Origin of the sequence: Actomonas spartinae (assembly GCF_051209155.1) — a bacterium.
Taxonomy (GTDB): Bacteria; Verrucomicrobiota; Verrucomicrobiia; order Opitutales; family Opitutaceae; genus Actomonas.
The window spans coordinates 111,873-126,564 of record NZ_JBPJGB010000006.1 but is presented as its reverse complement, the minus strand read 5'-3'; the positions used below and the strand labels follow the sequence as shown (position 1 = coordinate 126,564).

Genomic DNA, 14,692 nt, shown 5'->3' with positions numbered 1-14,692 from the left:
GGACATCGCCTCAACTCGAGGGACGGAGCCGCGGGTCCGGCCGATCGAAATCATCTTCGACGGCGGCAATTCAATCAGCGCGGCGGAAGCGGCATCGTCGCGCACCTGCCGGGAAATAGCGAACCGCAATCCACCATTCCCTGAAGCCAGGCTACTAACCACCGCCCCGCGGTTTACTTCGGCCAGCCGTCGCGCGAGGCTGCGTTGTGGCGCGGAGGATCTCTTTTTTCGCGAGCAGGCAACCTCAGCGAAAGCACCCCATGGGCGACAAGTCCCCCAAATCCAAACGCAAACTGGCCGACCAGAAGCAGACCAGAACCGACCACCTGAACGCCAAAAGGCAGGCGGAGATCACCCGGGCCCAACTCACCAAGGCCCGCATCGAGGCGACCAAGAAGCGGTAGGAAGGTTCCACGGCACGAGGCGTTGAATTTCGACCGCGCCCGACGCCGCTTCGTCGACCGCCCCATCGCCAACGCGTTGCTCAGCGGCCCGCCGCCGCGCAGCGGTTGGGAAGCGTGTTACCGGGTGTGAGCCACGGGGCAACGCCCCGATCTTTCTCGTTCCTCTTTATCTTGGCAGAGTGTCGCTTTGCTCGGAACTCTTTCTCCCCGCAGGCCGAGATGGGAGGGCATTCAAAGCGGCGTTGAAACCGACCCCGGCTACAGCACTCAGCATCTAGTCACTGCCGCGCTGCAACCTGCAAGCAAAGCCAGCTGTAGGGCCGCCGCTCGCGGCGCGCCGTGGTGGGATGGGTCTGCGGCAATCCTGCAGGACAGAAACAAACGACCGAGAGGCAGGGGCGGCACGGCGACAAGCGCCGGCCCTACAGCTTTTCCGGACAGCAAATCTCACGTTTAATCCTGCATTTCCGGAACGTATACCAAATCCCCTGCTTTGAGATCGAAATCTGTCCCGCCAGCAATGATGTCCCGTAGGTTGACGCGGATTACTTCCTTTTCGCCTCCCGGATGAGCACGAGTAATCGTTACCCTACGACTCCTCGCCAAATCAGTCATTCCGCCTGCCCGAATGATAGCCTCCGTCAGAACAGATTTCTCTAAACCTATTCTCCCCGGTTGATAAACTGCACCCATTACGACGACCTCTATCTCACTTGTTAGCACAGTCGTTCCGAATGCCAAACCTTCCCCTTCCACGGTCACCGTGATCTCGCCGGGTTCATCCGTCTTCGCGCGCACGATCGCCAGTGCGAGGCCATTGAAAGCCTTGCGTTCGAGCGACGGAAACGCCGTCAGGTCGGTTGGATCGCCGTTGTCCGTGGCGACGATTTCGCCCGGGCCGCTGATGGAAAACCTCAGAGTGGGCTTGGCGTTGCGGATGAACTCATCGTTGGCATCGAGCACGCGCACGGTGATGAAGCTGAGATCCTTACCGTCGGCGGCGATGGTCGCACGGTCGGCTTCGGCGCTGAGCTTCGCCGCCGGACCGGTGGTCTTTACCGTCTGCTCGGCCCACCATTGACCGTGCTTGTAGGCGACGACCTTGATCTCGCCGGGTTCGTAGACGACGTCGTCCCAGCGCAATCGATATTCGAACTCGCCCTTCTGTTTGCGACCGAGTGAGCGACCGTTAAGGAAGAGCTCCGCTTCGTCACCGGAGGTGAAGGCGTGCACCGGCGTGACCTGGCCGACGCGGTCGGGCCAGTTCCAGTGCGGCAGCACGTGCACCATGGGCAACTGCGGACGCCAGGCGGCCTGGTAGAGGTAGAAGCGATCCTTGGGGAAACCGGCGAGGTCGATGATGCCGAAGTAGGAACTACGCGCGCCGTAGTAGGGCGTGGGTTCACCGAGGTAGTCCCAACCGCTCCACACGAAGCCGCCAGCGACGTAAGGGTGGCGGGCGAGCGAACCGAGCACCTTGTCGGCCGAGGAGCCGAAGGGGGCGGTGTAGAGCTCGTAGGCACTCACGTGTTGGGTCACCGGATCACCGCCCTTGCCAGTCTCGACCGGGGCGCTGATGCCGTCGGTAACCGGGAAGAGGTATTCACCGCGGCTGCTGACGGCGGCGGCGTTTTCGCTGCTGATGATCATCTTGGCCGGAAAGGCGTCGTGAAAAGCCGGATACAGCGGCGGGGTGTTGATGCCCTGCAGGTGCGCGTAGGCCGGCGCATTGCGGATGCCCTCGCCCTGGTAATTGAGCGTGATGGTGTCCATGACGCCGACGATCGGCATGTGCGGTTTGGCAAAGTTGAATGACGCCGCCGTGGGGCGCGTCGGGTCCTCGTCCTTGGTGATGTCGTGCAGGCGCTGCGCCACGGCGGCGCCGGCTTCCCCGGTGTATTGTTCGCCGACCTCGTTGCCCGTGCTCCACATGATGACCGACGGGCTGTTGCGGTCGCGCCGCACGAGCGCGCGCATGTCGGGCTCGCTCCAGTCGGGGAAGATGAGGTGAAAGTCGAGCGGCGGCTTTTTGCGCTCCCAGGCATCGAAACTTTCGTTGATGACGAGGAAGCCCACGCGATCGGTGAGTTCGAGCAGCTCGGGCGCCGGCGGGTTGTGGGCCATGCGGATCGCGTTCACGCCGGCCTCGCGCAGGACCTCGAGCTGGCGCTCGGCGGCGCGCACGTTAAAGGCCGCCCCCAGCGCGCCAAGATCGTGGTGCTGGTTGACGCCCTGGAAGGTGATGTGCTCGCCATTCACGAAGAGCCCCTTGGTGGCGTGAAACTCGAGGGTGCGGATACCGAAGCGGGTCTTGTAGTGGTCGACGATCTTGTCGCCCTGGCGCAGGGTGGTGACGGCGCGGTAGAGGTTGGGCGTTTGGTTCGGCGGCGGGCCCCAGAGCCGCGGATTCTCCAGGGTCACGGTCGTGGCGATGCGCTGTTTTGCGCCCGGACCGACCTTGGTCTCGCGGTCGGCGAACCGCGCCACGACGCTGCCCTCAAATTCGATCGTCGTCTCGGCCGTGACCGTCGCCTCCGCATCACCTTGGTTTTGGATAAACAGCTCCAAATCGATCGTCGCCGACTCGGTCGACACGTCGCGGGTGGTGATGAAGGTGCCCCACTGCGCGACCTGCACGGGGTTGGTCTTGGTGAGCCAGACGTTGCGATAAAGGCCGCCGCCGGGATACCAGCGTGAGGAATTGGGCGGGTTGTCCAGGCGGATGGCGAGCTGGTTGGCACCGCCGAAATTCACGTAGGGGGTGAGGTCGAGCTGGAAGGAAGCGTAACCGAAGGGCCAGCCGCCCACGAGGTGGCCATTGAGCCAGACCATGGCGTAGGACATGGCACCGTCGACCTCCAGCGTGATGGTGCGGCCCGCGTCTGACGCCGGAATATCCAGGTCGCGCCGATACCACGCCACCCCGGGACTCGGCAGTCGCCCCATGCCTCCGCCGACCGGTGCGGGGTCGCCAGCGTAGAACGGTCCGTTGACTGCCCAGTCATGCGGCAGGGTGACCACTTCCCAGGCGGAGTCATCAAAGTCGTCCTGCACAAAGGGGAAGTCGCTGCCCGGATCGCCCTCAGGCCGGGTGTGGCGCTTGGCCGGGTCCTTGATGAAGGCGTTGCCACTGGGGAGAATCCACGGCTTGAGCACGAGTTGGTGCGCTTCGACGTCAACCGCCTCGGTCGGCCGCTCGTCAGCCGGTCGATCGTCGCGTGCCTCGGAGTCATCGGGACGCACGTCGTAGATGAGCGGATCGGCCTGATCGGCGGAGTCGTATTTGTGGAAACGCCAACTGTCGTTGAGCGAAAGTCGTTCGCGGGGAGTCGCGGTCGCCGTCAGTTGAATTGCCGCGAACAGCAAGGCGCAGAAAACGACAGGGCGAGGGAGCAACATCGTTTTAACTTAACGAAGCAGCAGACGGTTTCCGCCAAAAAATTCGCCCGCAGGCCTCAAGCCAGGCGGCGAATTGAGCTGCGATCGGCATTTCACCTGCTTGGCTGCGGCGCATGGCTCGTTTTCGGATTCTCCCCTGCTTGTTGCTCGTCTGCGTCCTCGCCTCCTTCGCTCGGGCGGAAAATCTCTACGCCGTGCTGGGCGCGTATCGCCCCGAGATGGAGGCGCTGCACGAGGTCTTCGAGGTCGATCCGGCGGCGGGCTGGGAAAGCGTGTCGCACCTCGGCGTAGAATATTGGCGGGGCGAGGTGGCGGGCAAAAAAGTCATCATCTTCAGCACCGGGGTGAGCACGGTGAACGCGACCTACCGGCTCCAGCTCGCGCTCGAACGCTTTCCGATCACGCACATCCTGTTCGGCGGTGTGGCTGGTGGCACCGATCCGTCGCTCGATGTTGGCGACATCGTGATCCCCGAGCAATGGGCCTACCACGATGAAGCCGCCTACCTGAACGAGGACCCCGCCAACCCCGGCCAATACCTCGTGCCGGACTACCTGCAGCCGAAGATTGAGAACTTCGGCATGATCTTTCCCGACTCGGTCTACGTGACTCGCGACGACGGCCTGGGACCGCGGGAGATGCCGTTTTTCCCGGCCGATCCGGAGCTGCTCGACGTCGCCCGCGCGGTGTTGCCGACGCTGCCTCCGATGCAAAAAGGCGGTCGCACGGTCCACCTATCGGTCGGCGGCAACGGCGTGGCCGGCACGGTGTTTTTGGACAACGCCGAGTATCGCAAATGGATTTTCCGCGTGTGGAACGCGCGCTGCCTCGACATGGAATCGACCGCGCTCGCGCACGTCGCGTGGACCAACCAAAAACCGATTCTGGTGGTGCGGGGCTTGAGCGATCTCGCCGGCGGTCAGCACGGCAAGAACCCAATCGATGACAACGAGCTGGGCGTCTCGCAAATCGCCTCACGCGTCGTGCGCGCCATCATCGAAGCACACGAGTGAAGGCAAGCTGTGAGCCGCGGGTGCCTTTTATATCCGAGTTCCTAATCACCGATAGACCCGGCACCCGCAGCTCGACAGCAAATCTGGGCTATGCGGCCCGGCGGACCGGGCGTGAAGTTGAGTTTCCCTCGCCGGCATCCAAGGCCCACGTTTCGCGCTGCAGGCCCTCGGCGTCGGTGGCGAGTTGATCGGCCGACGACTTCAGGTCGCGCGTGATGGCGTCGAGGTTTTCGGTCGCAATGGCGACATCGGCCATGCGCGTTGAAATCGACTCGGTCGAGGTCGACACCTGCGCGATGCGTTCGGCGATCTCTTCGACCGCGCGGGCCTGCTCGGCCACCGAGGTGGAGATGGCGGTCGCGCTGGCGTCGATGTGGTGAATGGATTCGCCCACGCCGCCGATCACTTGGCCGACCTTGGCCGTGGCCTGCTGCATGGCGTCGATCTGGCCGGCGATCTTCTTGGTCGCCTCAGCGGTCTCACGGGACAGCGATTTCACCTCGCCCGCGACCACCGCAAAACTGCGGCCGTGCTCGCCGGCGCGCGCGGCTTCGATGGTGGCGTTGAGCGCGAGCAGGTTCGTCTGGCGGGCGATCTTGTCGATGACGTCGACGACGGTGCCGATCTGGCGGGCGGCGTCGCCGAGCTGCGTGACAGCCGAACCGGCCCGCGTGGCCTCGGCCACGGCGGACTGGGTGAGACCGGCGGATTCCTGAGTGCGACGGGTGATCTCGCTCGTGCAGATGCTTAGCTCCTGGCAGGCGGCCGCCACGGCATTGGTGTTTTGGGCGGCAAGGTCGGTGGCCTGCGCCACATCTTCAGCCAGACGTCGGCTGTCGGCCACGTGTTCCTGAATGGAAGTCGCGTTGGCCCGCAAGTCACCGGCCGAGGACGTCACGGAATCAGTGGTCTCGGCGACGCGACGGGCCACGGCTTTGCGTTCGGTTTCGAAGCGCGCGATCTTGGCAGCGTCTTCGGACATCTTGTGCGCGGCGCGGTTGATGGTGACGGCGGCATGACGGTAGGAGCCGTGCAGGCCGCGTAACAGAATCGGCCGGTGAAACTCACCCCGCGCGCAGTGATCCAGCGCGGCGGCGGACTCGCGCACGTAGGCGTCGCAGATGTCGAGCAGGTGGTTGATGGCGCCGCCGAGGGCGGCGAATTCGACCGAGTCGGGCGCGGGCGACACGCGGGCTTCGAGGTCGCCGGCGGCGGCCCGTTCACAGATCGCGGTGAGTTCGCGCAGGATGGAAGCGGAGTCACTCATGGCGGAAATCAGAGGGCGGCGGCGAGCGCGGTTTCGGCGGACAGGCTGAAGACAAACTCGCCGTAGCTGAGACCGGCTTCGGCGAGGGTGCGCTCGACCAGCGCGATCGAGGCGGCCATACCGGCCGAGCCGTCGCCGGCGGCGCGTTCGGCCTCACGCAGGGTGCGGTAGAGCGGCTGCACCTTGGCGAGCGCATCGGCGTGCGGCACGCGGCGGTTGGAGTGGTAGGCGATGATGTTGCCCCGGGCGTCGAAGCTGGGCGTGACGTGGGCGAAGACCCAGTAGTTGCGCCCGTCCTTGGCGAGGTTGTTGACGTAGGCGAAGATCTCCTGGCCGGCCTTAAGCGTGTCCCACAGCAGCTTGAACACGCAGGCCGGCATGTCGGGATGGCGGATGAGGTTGTGTGGTTGGCCGAGCAACTCCGCCTCAGTGTAACCGGAGACGCGTTGAAACACCGCGTTGGCGTAGGTGATCACGCCGCGGGGATCGGTTTTGGAGACGATGACCTCATCGGGCGAAAAGGTCACCTCCTCCCCGGTCGGAAGAATGGTGGGTCGGGCCATGGGAATACAGGAACGCTCTTCCTCCAATCGACGCGGGACTTAACGGTCTTAATCGCAATTGCTGCGCATTTCTTGCCGCGCTGTCCGACCGAGTGTTGGGTCAACGCCATGGAAAAACGCCGACTTGGACGCAGTGGCATTGTGGTGACGGATTTGTGCTTCGGCACGATGACCTTCGGAGCGCGCAACACCGAGGAGGAGGCCTTCGCCCTGCTCGATCGTGCTTACGACGCCGGCATCAATTTCTACGACACGGCCGAGATCTACCCCGTCCCACCCCAGGCCGAGTGGGTGCACCGCACCGAGGAGATCGTGGGCCGCTGGCTGCAGACCAAACCGCGCGACAGCGTCATCCTCGCGACCAAGGTCGTGGGCCCCGCCCACGGCTGGTTCGTGCCGCCGGTGCGCAACGGCACCGCCGCCCTCGACCGCCACCACATCCGCATCGCCGTCGAGGGCAGCCTTCGTCGCCTGCAGACCGACTACATCGACCTTTACCAGACCCACTGGCCCGACCCGGACCTGCCCTATGAGGAAGTCCTCGGCGCGCTCACTGAACTGAAGGACGAGGGCATCGTGCGCATCGTCGGTTCGAGCAACGAATCCGCCTGGGGCACGATGAAGGCCGAGGCCACGGCCCAGGCCCACGGCCTCGCCCGCTACGAGACGATCCAGAACAACTTCTCCATCATCAACCGCCGCTTCGAGGACGCGCTGGCCGAGATCTGCCGTCGCGAGAAAATCAGTTGCCTGCCCTACTCCCCGCTCGGCGGGGGCGTATGCTCCGGCAAATACAACGACGGCGCCCTGCCCGAGCCGGCCCGCTTCACCGAATACCTCAAGGGCGACGGCGAGCGGCAGAAGAAGATGAGCCACCGCTTCGTCAACGAACGCAGCCTCGGCACGGTGGCCGCGCTGCAAAAGCTCGCCGACGATGCCGACCTCAACCTCGTCGCCATGTGCCTCGCGTGGAGCAAGCAGCACGACTTCGTCGCCTCCACCATCTTCGGCGCCACCACCATGGCGCAACTCGAAGAAAACCTCGGCGCGGTCGACCTGAAGCTCAGCGACGACGTGCTCGCCCGCATCGACGCGATCACAAGGGAGTTCCCGTATCCGCTGGGGTAAGGTTCGCGCTCGAGACAGCGATAGACCAAGCTATTGCCGTCATGAAAGAATTCCCAAATGGCCACAGTGTATGCTTAGAAACCAACCACAAAAAATCCTGCTACGAGGACCTTGATCGTATAGACAACAAATGTGGTTTAATGCTCAGAGTCGCCAGTTTTGGTCTGACTGTTTTAGGCGCGCTCAAGATCTCGGTATTCTCGAACCCTAGCGAGTTCTCCGAGGTTAACTTGGATCCTGGATGTATCGGATTAGCCACAATCCTGATGCTCGTGGCAGTAATCATGTCACTCTCGCTGATCTCAATCAAATGGTCTGACAACGTCCGAGAGCTAAAGGACACGATTAAGAACCGAACATATGGTTATCACATCTGCTTGGTGCTAGTTGGATCGAGCATCTTTTTGGCATCGATAAGTATCATCACTGCGACGAATCGGGGGCCCACGGACAAGCACACCGCTACTGCAGGATATCACGTGCAGGGGTAACCCAAGCAAAACTTACTCCAACCAACCGCCCGTCGCTTGCAAAGGCGCCGGGTTCTCGCCGCGACTGATCCAAACGGCGACGGCAGTCCGAGTGGCTGCCAGGTCGACGGACGCTTCGGGCAGGCGCAGAGTCATTTCGCTCGCGGACAAATCGGCCGATTTCCACCCCAGCACCACGAACTCGTGGTTGAGGCGGCGACCACGATTTTCGCCTCGTTTCACGTCGCTTACGATGCCGCCGCCGAGTCGGGCGACGTGCACGCGCAGGTCGGATGGTGGTTTCCCCGCGGTCGCGTAGTTTACCCTCACCACCCCATCAGCCACGGTGGCGACGAGTTCCCCGCCAGCGCGGTCGGGCGTCGTGGACCCGATCGGGCGCCCGTCGCGCCACGACCATTCCACCCCACCACGGATCGTCTCCGGGGTGTAGACCCGGCGACTCCGCCAGGCGCGGGCGTAGGCGTATTGACGATCTGTATACGCTGGGTCCGCAAGGCGGTCCGGCCAGCCGAGCCGGTCCCAGTAGTTGACGTGCCAGGCCACGGGCACGAAGTCGCGCCACAGCCCGGGATCGTGGCGCAGCTCGCCCAGCCAAGCTTCAGCGGGCGGACAACTGGAGCAGCCTTCGCTGGTGAACAGCTCCATGAGAGGCACCGGATTGGGTCCGCTGCGGAAGGTGCGGGGCTCGGTCGCGAACACAGCGACCGGCGCGAACAGTAAAAACAAAAGCGGCCTCATACCGCAGTAGGAGGCCGCTCGGAAAAGAACTATTCCGGAGACGCGGAGATCAGTCCCAGTTGAGCACCAGGCGGGTGTAGTAGGTGGTATCCAGGCTCTTCACGCCGGGGGCGGGCTCGCTGGTGTAGTCGTTGGACAGACCGACGCGGAGCTTCCAGAAGCCGGCCTTGAGCGGCATCTCGAAGTAGGAGTCGTGGATGGCGCGGTAGTTGGCAAAGTCTTCAAAGGAGGGCACAAAGGTGAGCGCGTTGGTCATCTTCATGGTGTCCCACTGGTAGCTGTGGTTGAGGCCGAAGTCCAAACCGGCGCTCTTCACATCTTCGGTGAGCGGGTTCTTGTAGCCTTCGTAACGGAAGGAAAGACCGGCGCGACCGGTCAGGGTCTGCTGCTTGTTCTTGATGAAGTCGTAGCCCAGACCCGCGGCGGTCACGTTGTAGAGTTCGATGTCCTTGATACGATCGAAGCCGCCCTCGTTGCGCATATACCAGGACATGTGGCCCTTGAAGTTGTTGGAGTAATCGACGCCGGCCTTGAACTGGTCGGCCGACTTCAGGTTGTCGGTCTCCTGGCGATTGTAGCCGGTGTAAAAAACCAGTTTGTCCTTGGCGCCGGAAAGGGTGGCGCGCATCGCGACGGCGGTGCCGAGCTGCTCCTTGTTGCCGTTCTTGCCGGTGATATCGAGCGCGGCCTCGTAGGCCCACTTGCGCTGGAGCGCGGCCACGGCGGGATCGGTGCCGCCGGGCGACCACGTGGTCGCAATCTTGTCGACCGTGGTGTTGATCGTGCCGTCTTGACCCGCGATGGACACCTGGCCGCTCGCATTGGTCGTAACCGTGCCTTCCATGGTCGTGCCACCCTGCAGGCGGATCACGAGCGGATCTTCCATGGTGATGCTCTCGACCTCACCTTGATTGATCTGGATGTCACCGGCATAGGAGGTTCCGAGGGTGACCTTGCCGCCATCGACCTTTTTCACGGTGCCCACGAGTCGGGCACCGTCTTTCGTCACCACGACGTCCGCCCACACGACGGAACTCAGGAACGAGGCGACCAAGAGGCTGATCACCGATTTTGCGAAGAATTTGGATTTCATAGCTTGAGAAGACAGTAGGGGATTCACCCTATATTCGGAGTCAACCGGGAAGTGACTCGTCCGAGCAAAGGTCACGTCGCAAGATTCGTTTACAGACCGGTCTCGCTTGTCAAATTGCCCGAACCGATGAGCAACGTGCAGCCCGCCCCTACGATAGCAATCGCGAACCAGTGGCAAGACTACCGCCTGCTGGACGCCGGCAACGGCATGAAAATGGAGCGTTGGGGCAAGGTCACCCTCGTAAGGCCCGACCCACAGGTCATTTGGCCGCGGCGGGCTGGTCCGAAGTGGACCGGTTGGGACGGCTACTACCACCGCAGCGACAAGGGCGGCGGCAAGTGGGAGTTTCACAACAAATTACCCGATTCCTGGCAGATCGATTACGCGTCGCTGGGTCTGCGCTTTCGCATCTCGCCAACCTCCTTCAAACACACCGGTCTGTTTCCCGAACAGGCGGTGAACTGGGAATGGTTCACCCAACGGATCAAAAGCGCCACCGCCCGCGGCCGTGAGGTGTCGGTGCTCAACCTCTTCGGCTACACCGGCGGGGCCACCTGCGCCGCCGCCAAAGCCGGCGCGTCCGTCTGCCACGTCGATGCCGCCGACGGCATGGTGAAGTGGTGCCGGGAAAACGCCACCCTCAGCGGACTCGGCGACGCCCCCATCCGCTACATCGTGGACGACTGCCTAAAGTTTGTGCGTCGCGAAATCCGCCGCGGCCGCACCTACGACGCGATCATCATGGATCCGCCCACCTACGGGCGCGGCAGCGGCGGCGAGATGTGGAAGCTTGAGACCAACCTGTGGGAGCTGCTCGAGGAGTGCGGCAAGCTGCTGTCCCGCGATCCGGTGTTCTTCCTCATCAACGCCTACACCGCCCGCCTCTCGCCGACCGTGGTTGGCAACCTGCTCGACGAGCTCATGCACCAGCTCGGCCACGGCGGCACCATCACCTGCGGCGAGGTGGGCCTGCCCATCGAGGCCGACGGCAAGATCCTCCCCTGCGGCGTCTACGGCCGCTGGGCCTCCTAGGGGCTTCAACCGCGAAGGGCGCGAAGAATCGCGAAGCCACTCCTCCGCATCGCTTTCTGCCAGATCGACGGTAAAAACCCTTCGCGTTTCTTCGCGCCCTTCGCGGTATATTTCCGACCTGCCATGGCCAATCCCGCTGACACCTATTTCGACACCGCGAGGGCGCTGCTGCAGCGCGCCCGCGAAACCAACGCCGCCACCATCCAGACCTGCGCCGCGCTCATCGGTCAGTCGATCGCCGACGGCGGCGTGCTCCACACCTTCGGCAGCGGTCACAGTGAAATCATCGGCCGCGAGATCATCGGCCGTGCCGGCGGCCTTATGCCGGTCTCGGGCATCTTCGATCCCGGCATGGGCTTTTCCGAAAACGTCGTCGGCTACGGCACCCGCCTCGCCGAGCGCTACCACAACACCCACGGCCTGCACGCCGGCGAAGTCATCATCGTCATCTCCAACTCCGGCAAAAACGCCTCGCCGATCGAGGTCGCCCTCTACGCCAAACAACGTGGCCTCACCGTGATCGGCCTCACTTCGGTGGCGATGAGCTCCAAGGCCGCCACGGTGCACCCGGGCGGCCAGAACCTCCACGCCATCGCCGATCACGTGCTCGACAACCACGGCGTTTCCGGCGACGCCATCGTCGAGGTCGTCGACGGCCAGATGGCCGGACCCACCTCCACGCTGATCGGTGCCACCCTGCTCAACCTCCTCGCGCTCGCAACCATGACTTGGCTGCGTGATCACGGCCATGAACTCCCCGTCGTGCGCAGCCAAAACTTGCCCGGCGGCATGGAAGCCAACATCGCGCTCGCCAAAAAATACCGCACCCGTCTCTCCAAGCTCATCGGCTAACCCCAACCGCTCCATGTCACTCCGCCCCCTCCTCGCCCTCTCGTTGGTCGCGACCCTCACTGCCATCGCCAACCCTGGCTCCACCTTCCTCCCGCTGTGGGAAGGCACGCCGCCTAACCACCAGGACTCCGAGCTCACCGAGCAGGCCGAGCAACGCGGCAACATTTATTGGTATTACCAAACCCAGACGCCCGCCGTGGAGGTCTTCCACCCCTCCAAGGGCGCCGCGACCGGCCAGGCCGTCGTGGTGTGCCCGGGCGGTGGATACTGGGGCCTCGCCTACGACTGGGAAGGCACCGACACCGCCGCGTGGTTGAACAGCGTCGGCGTCACCGCGATCGTGCTCAAATACCGCACGCCCGAAGACGCCAGCAACGTCACGCCGTGGCTGTCGCCGCTACTCGACGCCCAACGCGCCATCCGCTTCACCCGCGCCCACGCCGAGGAATGGGGCATCGATCCGGCCAAGGTTGGCATCATGGGCTTCTCTGCCGGCGGTCACCTCGCCTCGACCGCGGCCACGCATTTCGACGCCGGCGACCCCGACGCGACCGACCCGATCGACCGCCTCAGCAGCCGTCCGGATTTCGCCATCCTGATCTATCCGGTGATCAGCATGGACGCCGCCATCACCCACCCCGGCAGCCGCAACAACCTCATCGGCGAGAACCCGTCCGCCGAGCTCATCGCGGAATACTCCAACGAGCTGCAGATCACGGCCGAAACTCCGCCCACCTTTCTGCTGCACAGCGGCGACGACGGCGCGGTGCCGGTGGAAAACAGCCTGCGCTTCTACCGCGCGCTCATTGCCGCCGGCGTCCCGGCCGAAATGCACCTGTATCCGTATGGTGAGCACGGCTTCGGCCTCGCCGTCGGCCAAGGCCGCCTCCAAGGCTGGACCGCCCGCTGCGCCGACTGGCTCGCGGCCCGCAACACCGAGTCCCCGTGAGCCCATCGTCGCCGCGGCCTCCAAAGTAAGCGAAGAACGGTCAATGAGGCTCACAACCCATTGATCGCCACTTCCGCCTCACGCAGAATCGCGAGCACTTCGTTAAACGACCGCGGATCGTCCAGAAACATGGGCAACATTGCCGCGTAGTCACGCCGCAGCTCATCGACTCGCGATTTCGGCGGCACCAACCGCAGCGAGCCCGGCACCGCTGTGTCGTAGTGCGCCCAACCCGACGCAAAGAACTTCGCCTTGTGCGTCCGCACCCGCTCCAGCAGATCGAGCCGCCGGGCCGACTCATGCCCGGCATCATGCCGCCACAAGGCAGCAAAGTCGGCATAGTGCCGGGAGTATCGATCCGGCTGCGGTTTGTCCGCCGGTCGATGATACTCCGCGTGCAGGATCGTCGCCTTCTCCCAAAACGTCCGTTCGATCTCCAACGCCACGACCTCAGCTCCGATGTCACTGAACGCGCCAGGCACAAAATCATCCACCATCGCCCGAATCGTGTGCCGCCCGGTAGGCCGCTGGTCTGCCAACGAACCAAACTCCATCTTCACCGAACGAAGAATGTAACTCACACCACTGGGCAAAGCTCCTGGGTAGTCGAAGTGAATCACCGGCGAATGACTCTTCTCCTCCAATTCGTAACGCAGCCAGTTTCGTCCATCCGGAGCCGGCCCGAGGCGATCCACCACCGCCGCTTCCAACTTCGGCAACCAAACCGTTTCGACCTGCTCCGCGCACGCCGCCTCCAAGCTCGGCCGCTGTTTCTTGATCCACTTGTTCTGGGACGACTCGAGCAAATCCTGTTCGTTCCAGCCCAAAGACGCGGGACAAATGCCAAGGTCGATATCCTCCGAAAACCGCGCAATCGCCCCGAATACCTTCGACAGCGAGGTGCCACCCTTGAACACCGCCGTGTTGCACAACTCCGGCACTCCGAAGATGCGCTCCAGCAACCACACGACCCAGAAATCCTTCTCGATGATGACCGCTTCCACTCCGTGACGAAGCTGCAACTCCTGAAAGTAGGTCCGACGCTCCTCCCTCGGTAGTCTGGCAAGTTCTGTCATAGTGGGATCAGTCCGCGGCCACTGCCCTGAGAGTTCCGTGCATCCACGCTGGCGCATAGGCCAAATCGCGCAGCAACCGCTTTCGATCCTCGGTCGACAACACTTGGCGCAGTTGCTTGATGCGCTCAGGCGTCAGATGATCCTTCCCCAAGTAGCGCAGGGCTGAAATCACCAACCCACTCGTGCGACCGGCCGTTGCCATCTGGCGCGACGTCGATGGTCGCAGCTCAACCACCATCTTTCCCAGTTTAATTTTTCGGGCGGCTCCATCGGTTAGAAACACCACCTTAGCCGGCACCTGCTCGGACAATCCCAACAGGTTCGCCGCGTAGGCTCCGAACGGCTGCAGCTTTACATGATCCCGCGCCATGATCGCTTTGGTGACCGCCTCCACCGTCGGGTGCAGCTCCCCTAGCACCGGATGCGTTTTCGGAAAATAATAGAGCCCACGCGCCAATCGCTTAATCGTCCCTACCCCAGTTAATCGATGCAGGGCCAAGTCCACTGCCCGACGACTTCCCAAATCCAAAAACTCATTCGGGCTAAACACTGACCCCCTACCGCGACCATAAATCCGGCTAGTTACTGATTTTTCAACACTTTGCATGATTTCAGGAATGCGTTTTTTGTAAGAAAAACAGGGGTATATTTCTTACAATAACTAAGCTGTGGCAAGTCTTCGTTTTT

General features: G+C 63.1%; 13 protein-coding genes. 6 read left to right on the top strand and 7 right to left on the bottom strand.

Features of this window, described 5'->3' with window-relative positions:
* Positions 1-260 precede the first annotated feature (260 nt).
* The gene (locus tag AC0MRV_RS20180) at positions 261-404 is read left to right on the top strand and encodes a hypothetical protein (RefSeq protein WP_472766325.1); all 144 of its coding nucleotides are present in this window, start codon (positions 261-263) and stop codon (positions 402-404) included.
* Positions 405-857: 453 nt separating this feature from the next.
* Here the strand turns inward: AC0MRV_RS20180 and galB are convergent, their stop codons facing one another.
* Positions 858-3,803: a beta-galactosidase GalB gene (gene galB, locus AC0MRV_RS20175; protein ID WP_472766324.1), complete on the bottom strand. Its 2,946-nt coding sequence runs from the start codon at positions 3,801-3,803 to the stop codon at positions 858-860.
* Positions 3,804-3,916: 113 nt separating this feature from the next.
* Between galB and AC0MRV_RS20170 the strand changes: the two genes are divergently transcribed.
* On the top strand, positions 3,917-4,816 hold the full coding sequence (locus AC0MRV_RS20170; RefSeq protein ID WP_472766323.1) for a 5'-methylthioadenosine/S-adenosylhomocysteine nucleosidase: 900 nt from the start codon (positions 3,917-3,919) through the stop codon (positions 4,814-4,816).
* Between the two features lie 88 nt (positions 4,817-4,904).
* Here AC0MRV_RS20170 and AC0MRV_RS20165 read toward each other — a convergent pair whose 3' ends face one another.
* Both AC0MRV_RS20165 and AC0MRV_RS20160 read right to left on the bottom strand, forming a co-directional pair.
* A complete protein-coding gene (locus AC0MRV_RS20165) occupies positions 4,905-6,083 on the bottom strand; it encodes a methyl-accepting chemotaxis protein (RefSeq protein ID WP_472766322.1) in 1,179 nt (392 codons plus the stop codon).
* Positions 6,084-6,091: 8 nt separating this feature from the next.
* The gene (locus AC0MRV_RS20160; protein ID WP_472766321.1) at positions 6,092-6,646 is read right to left on the bottom strand and encodes a PAS domain-containing protein; all 555 of its coding nucleotides are present in this window, start codon (positions 6,644-6,646) and stop codon (positions 6,092-6,094) included.
* 108 nt (positions 6,647-6,754) lie between these two features.
* Here AC0MRV_RS20160 and AC0MRV_RS20155 point away from each other — a divergent pair, with 108 nt between their 5' ends.
* Entirely contained in the window at positions 6,755-7,774 is a 1,020-nt protein-coding gene (locus AC0MRV_RS20155) for an aldo/keto reductase (RefSeq protein ID WP_472766320.1), read from the top strand.
* 503 nt (positions 7,775-8,277) lie between these two features.
* On the opposite strand, the gene AC0MRV_RS20150 is transcribed toward AC0MRV_RS20155, so the two are convergent.
* Both AC0MRV_RS20150 and AC0MRV_RS20145 read right to left on the bottom strand, forming a co-directional pair.
* Positions 8,278-8,991: a DUF1223 domain-containing protein gene (locus AC0MRV_RS20150; RefSeq protein ID WP_472766319.1), complete on the bottom strand. Its 714-nt coding sequence runs from the start codon at positions 8,989-8,991 to the stop codon at positions 8,278-8,280.
* A 61-nt stretch (positions 8,992-9,052) separates the two neighbouring features.
* Positions 9,053-10,096, bottom strand: a complete 1,044-nt coding sequence (locus AC0MRV_RS20145) for a DUF481 domain-containing protein (RefSeq protein WP_472766318.1) — start codon at positions 10,094-10,096, stop codon at positions 9,053-9,055.
* A gap of 135 nt (positions 10,097-10,231) precedes the next feature.
* Here AC0MRV_RS20145 and AC0MRV_RS20140 point away from each other — a divergent pair, with 135 nt between their 5' ends.
* From AC0MRV_RS20140 to AC0MRV_RS20130, 3 genes are all read left to right on the top strand, one after another.
* The gene (locus tag AC0MRV_RS20140) at positions 10,232-11,128 is read left to right on the top strand and encodes a class I SAM-dependent methyltransferase (protein WP_472766317.1); all 897 of its coding nucleotides are present in this window, start codon (positions 10,232-10,234) and stop codon (positions 11,126-11,128) included.
* Between the two features lie 123 nt (positions 11,129-11,251).
* The gene (locus AC0MRV_RS20135) at positions 11,252-11,980 is read left to right on the top strand and encodes a sugar isomerase domain-containing protein (RefSeq protein ID WP_472766316.1); all 729 of its coding nucleotides are present in this window, start codon (positions 11,252-11,254) and stop codon (positions 11,978-11,980) included.
* 13 nt (positions 11,981-11,993) lie between these two features.
* Positions 11,994-12,929 carry an alpha/beta hydrolase gene (locus AC0MRV_RS20130; protein WP_472766315.1) on the top strand — a complete coding sequence of 312 codons (936 nt, stop codon included), beginning with the start codon at positions 11,994-11,996 and terminating at the stop codon, positions 12,927-12,929.
* 50 nt (positions 12,930-12,979) lie between these two features.
* On the opposite strand, the gene AC0MRV_RS20125 is transcribed toward AC0MRV_RS20130, so the two are convergent.
* Positions 12,980-14,005 (bottom strand): nucleotidyl transferase AbiEii/AbiGii toxin family protein, encoded by a 1,026-nt coding sequence (locus AC0MRV_RS20125; RefSeq protein ID WP_472766314.1) that lies wholly within the window; start codon positions 14,003-14,005, stop codon positions 12,980-12,982.
* 7 nt (positions 14,006-14,012) lie between these two features.
* Complete coding sequence (locus AC0MRV_RS20120) at positions 14,013-14,612, bottom strand: DUF6088 family protein (RefSeq protein WP_472766313.1); 600 nt, start codon at positions 14,610-14,612, stop codon at positions 14,013-14,015.
* Positions 14,613-14,692 lie beyond the last annotated feature (80 nt).

Bases quoted from the DNA above. Each gene is read 5' to 3' on its own strand.
- AC0MRV_RS20180 (WP_472766325.1), top strand. From the start codon at position 261: ATGGGCGACAAGTCCCCCAAATCCAAACGCAAACTGGCCGACCAGAAG.
- galB (WP_472766324.1), bottom strand. From the start codon at position 3,803: ATGTTGCTCCCTCGCCCTGTCGTTTTCTGCGCCTTGCTGTTCGCGGCA.
- AC0MRV_RS20170 (WP_472766323.1), top strand. From the start codon at position 3,917: ATGGCTCGTTTTCGGATTCTCCCCTGCTTGTTGCTCGTCTGCGTCCTC.
- AC0MRV_RS20165 (WP_472766322.1), bottom strand. From the start codon at position 6,083: ATGAGTGACTCCGCTTCCATCCTGCGCGAACTCACCGCGATCTGTGAA.
- AC0MRV_RS20160 (WP_472766321.1), bottom strand. From the start codon at position 6,646: ATGGCCCGACCCACCATTCTTCCGACCGGGGAGGAGGTGACCTTTTCG.
- AC0MRV_RS20155 (WP_472766320.1), top strand. From the start codon at position 6,755: ATGGAAAAACGCCGACTTGGACGCAGTGGCATTGTGGTGACGGATTTG.
- AC0MRV_RS20145 (WP_472766318.1), bottom strand. From the start codon at position 10,096: ATGAAATCCAAATTCTTCGCAAAATCGGTGATCAGCCTCTTGGTCGCC.
- AC0MRV_RS20135 (WP_472766316.1), top strand. From the start codon at position 11,252: ATGGCCAATCCCGCTGACACCTATTTCGACACCGCGAGGGCGCTGCTG.
- AC0MRV_RS20130 (WP_472766315.1), top strand. From the start codon at position 11,994: ATGTCACTCCGCCCCCTCCTCGCCCTCTCGTTGGTCGCGACCCTCACT.
- AC0MRV_RS20125 (WP_472766314.1), bottom strand. From the start codon at position 14,005: ATGACAGAACTTGCCAGACTACCGAGGGAGGAGCGTCGGACCTACTTT.
- AC0MRV_RS20120 (WP_472766313.1), bottom strand. From the start codon at position 14,612: ATGCAAAGTGTTGAAAAATCAGTAACTAGCCGGATTTATGGTCGCGGT.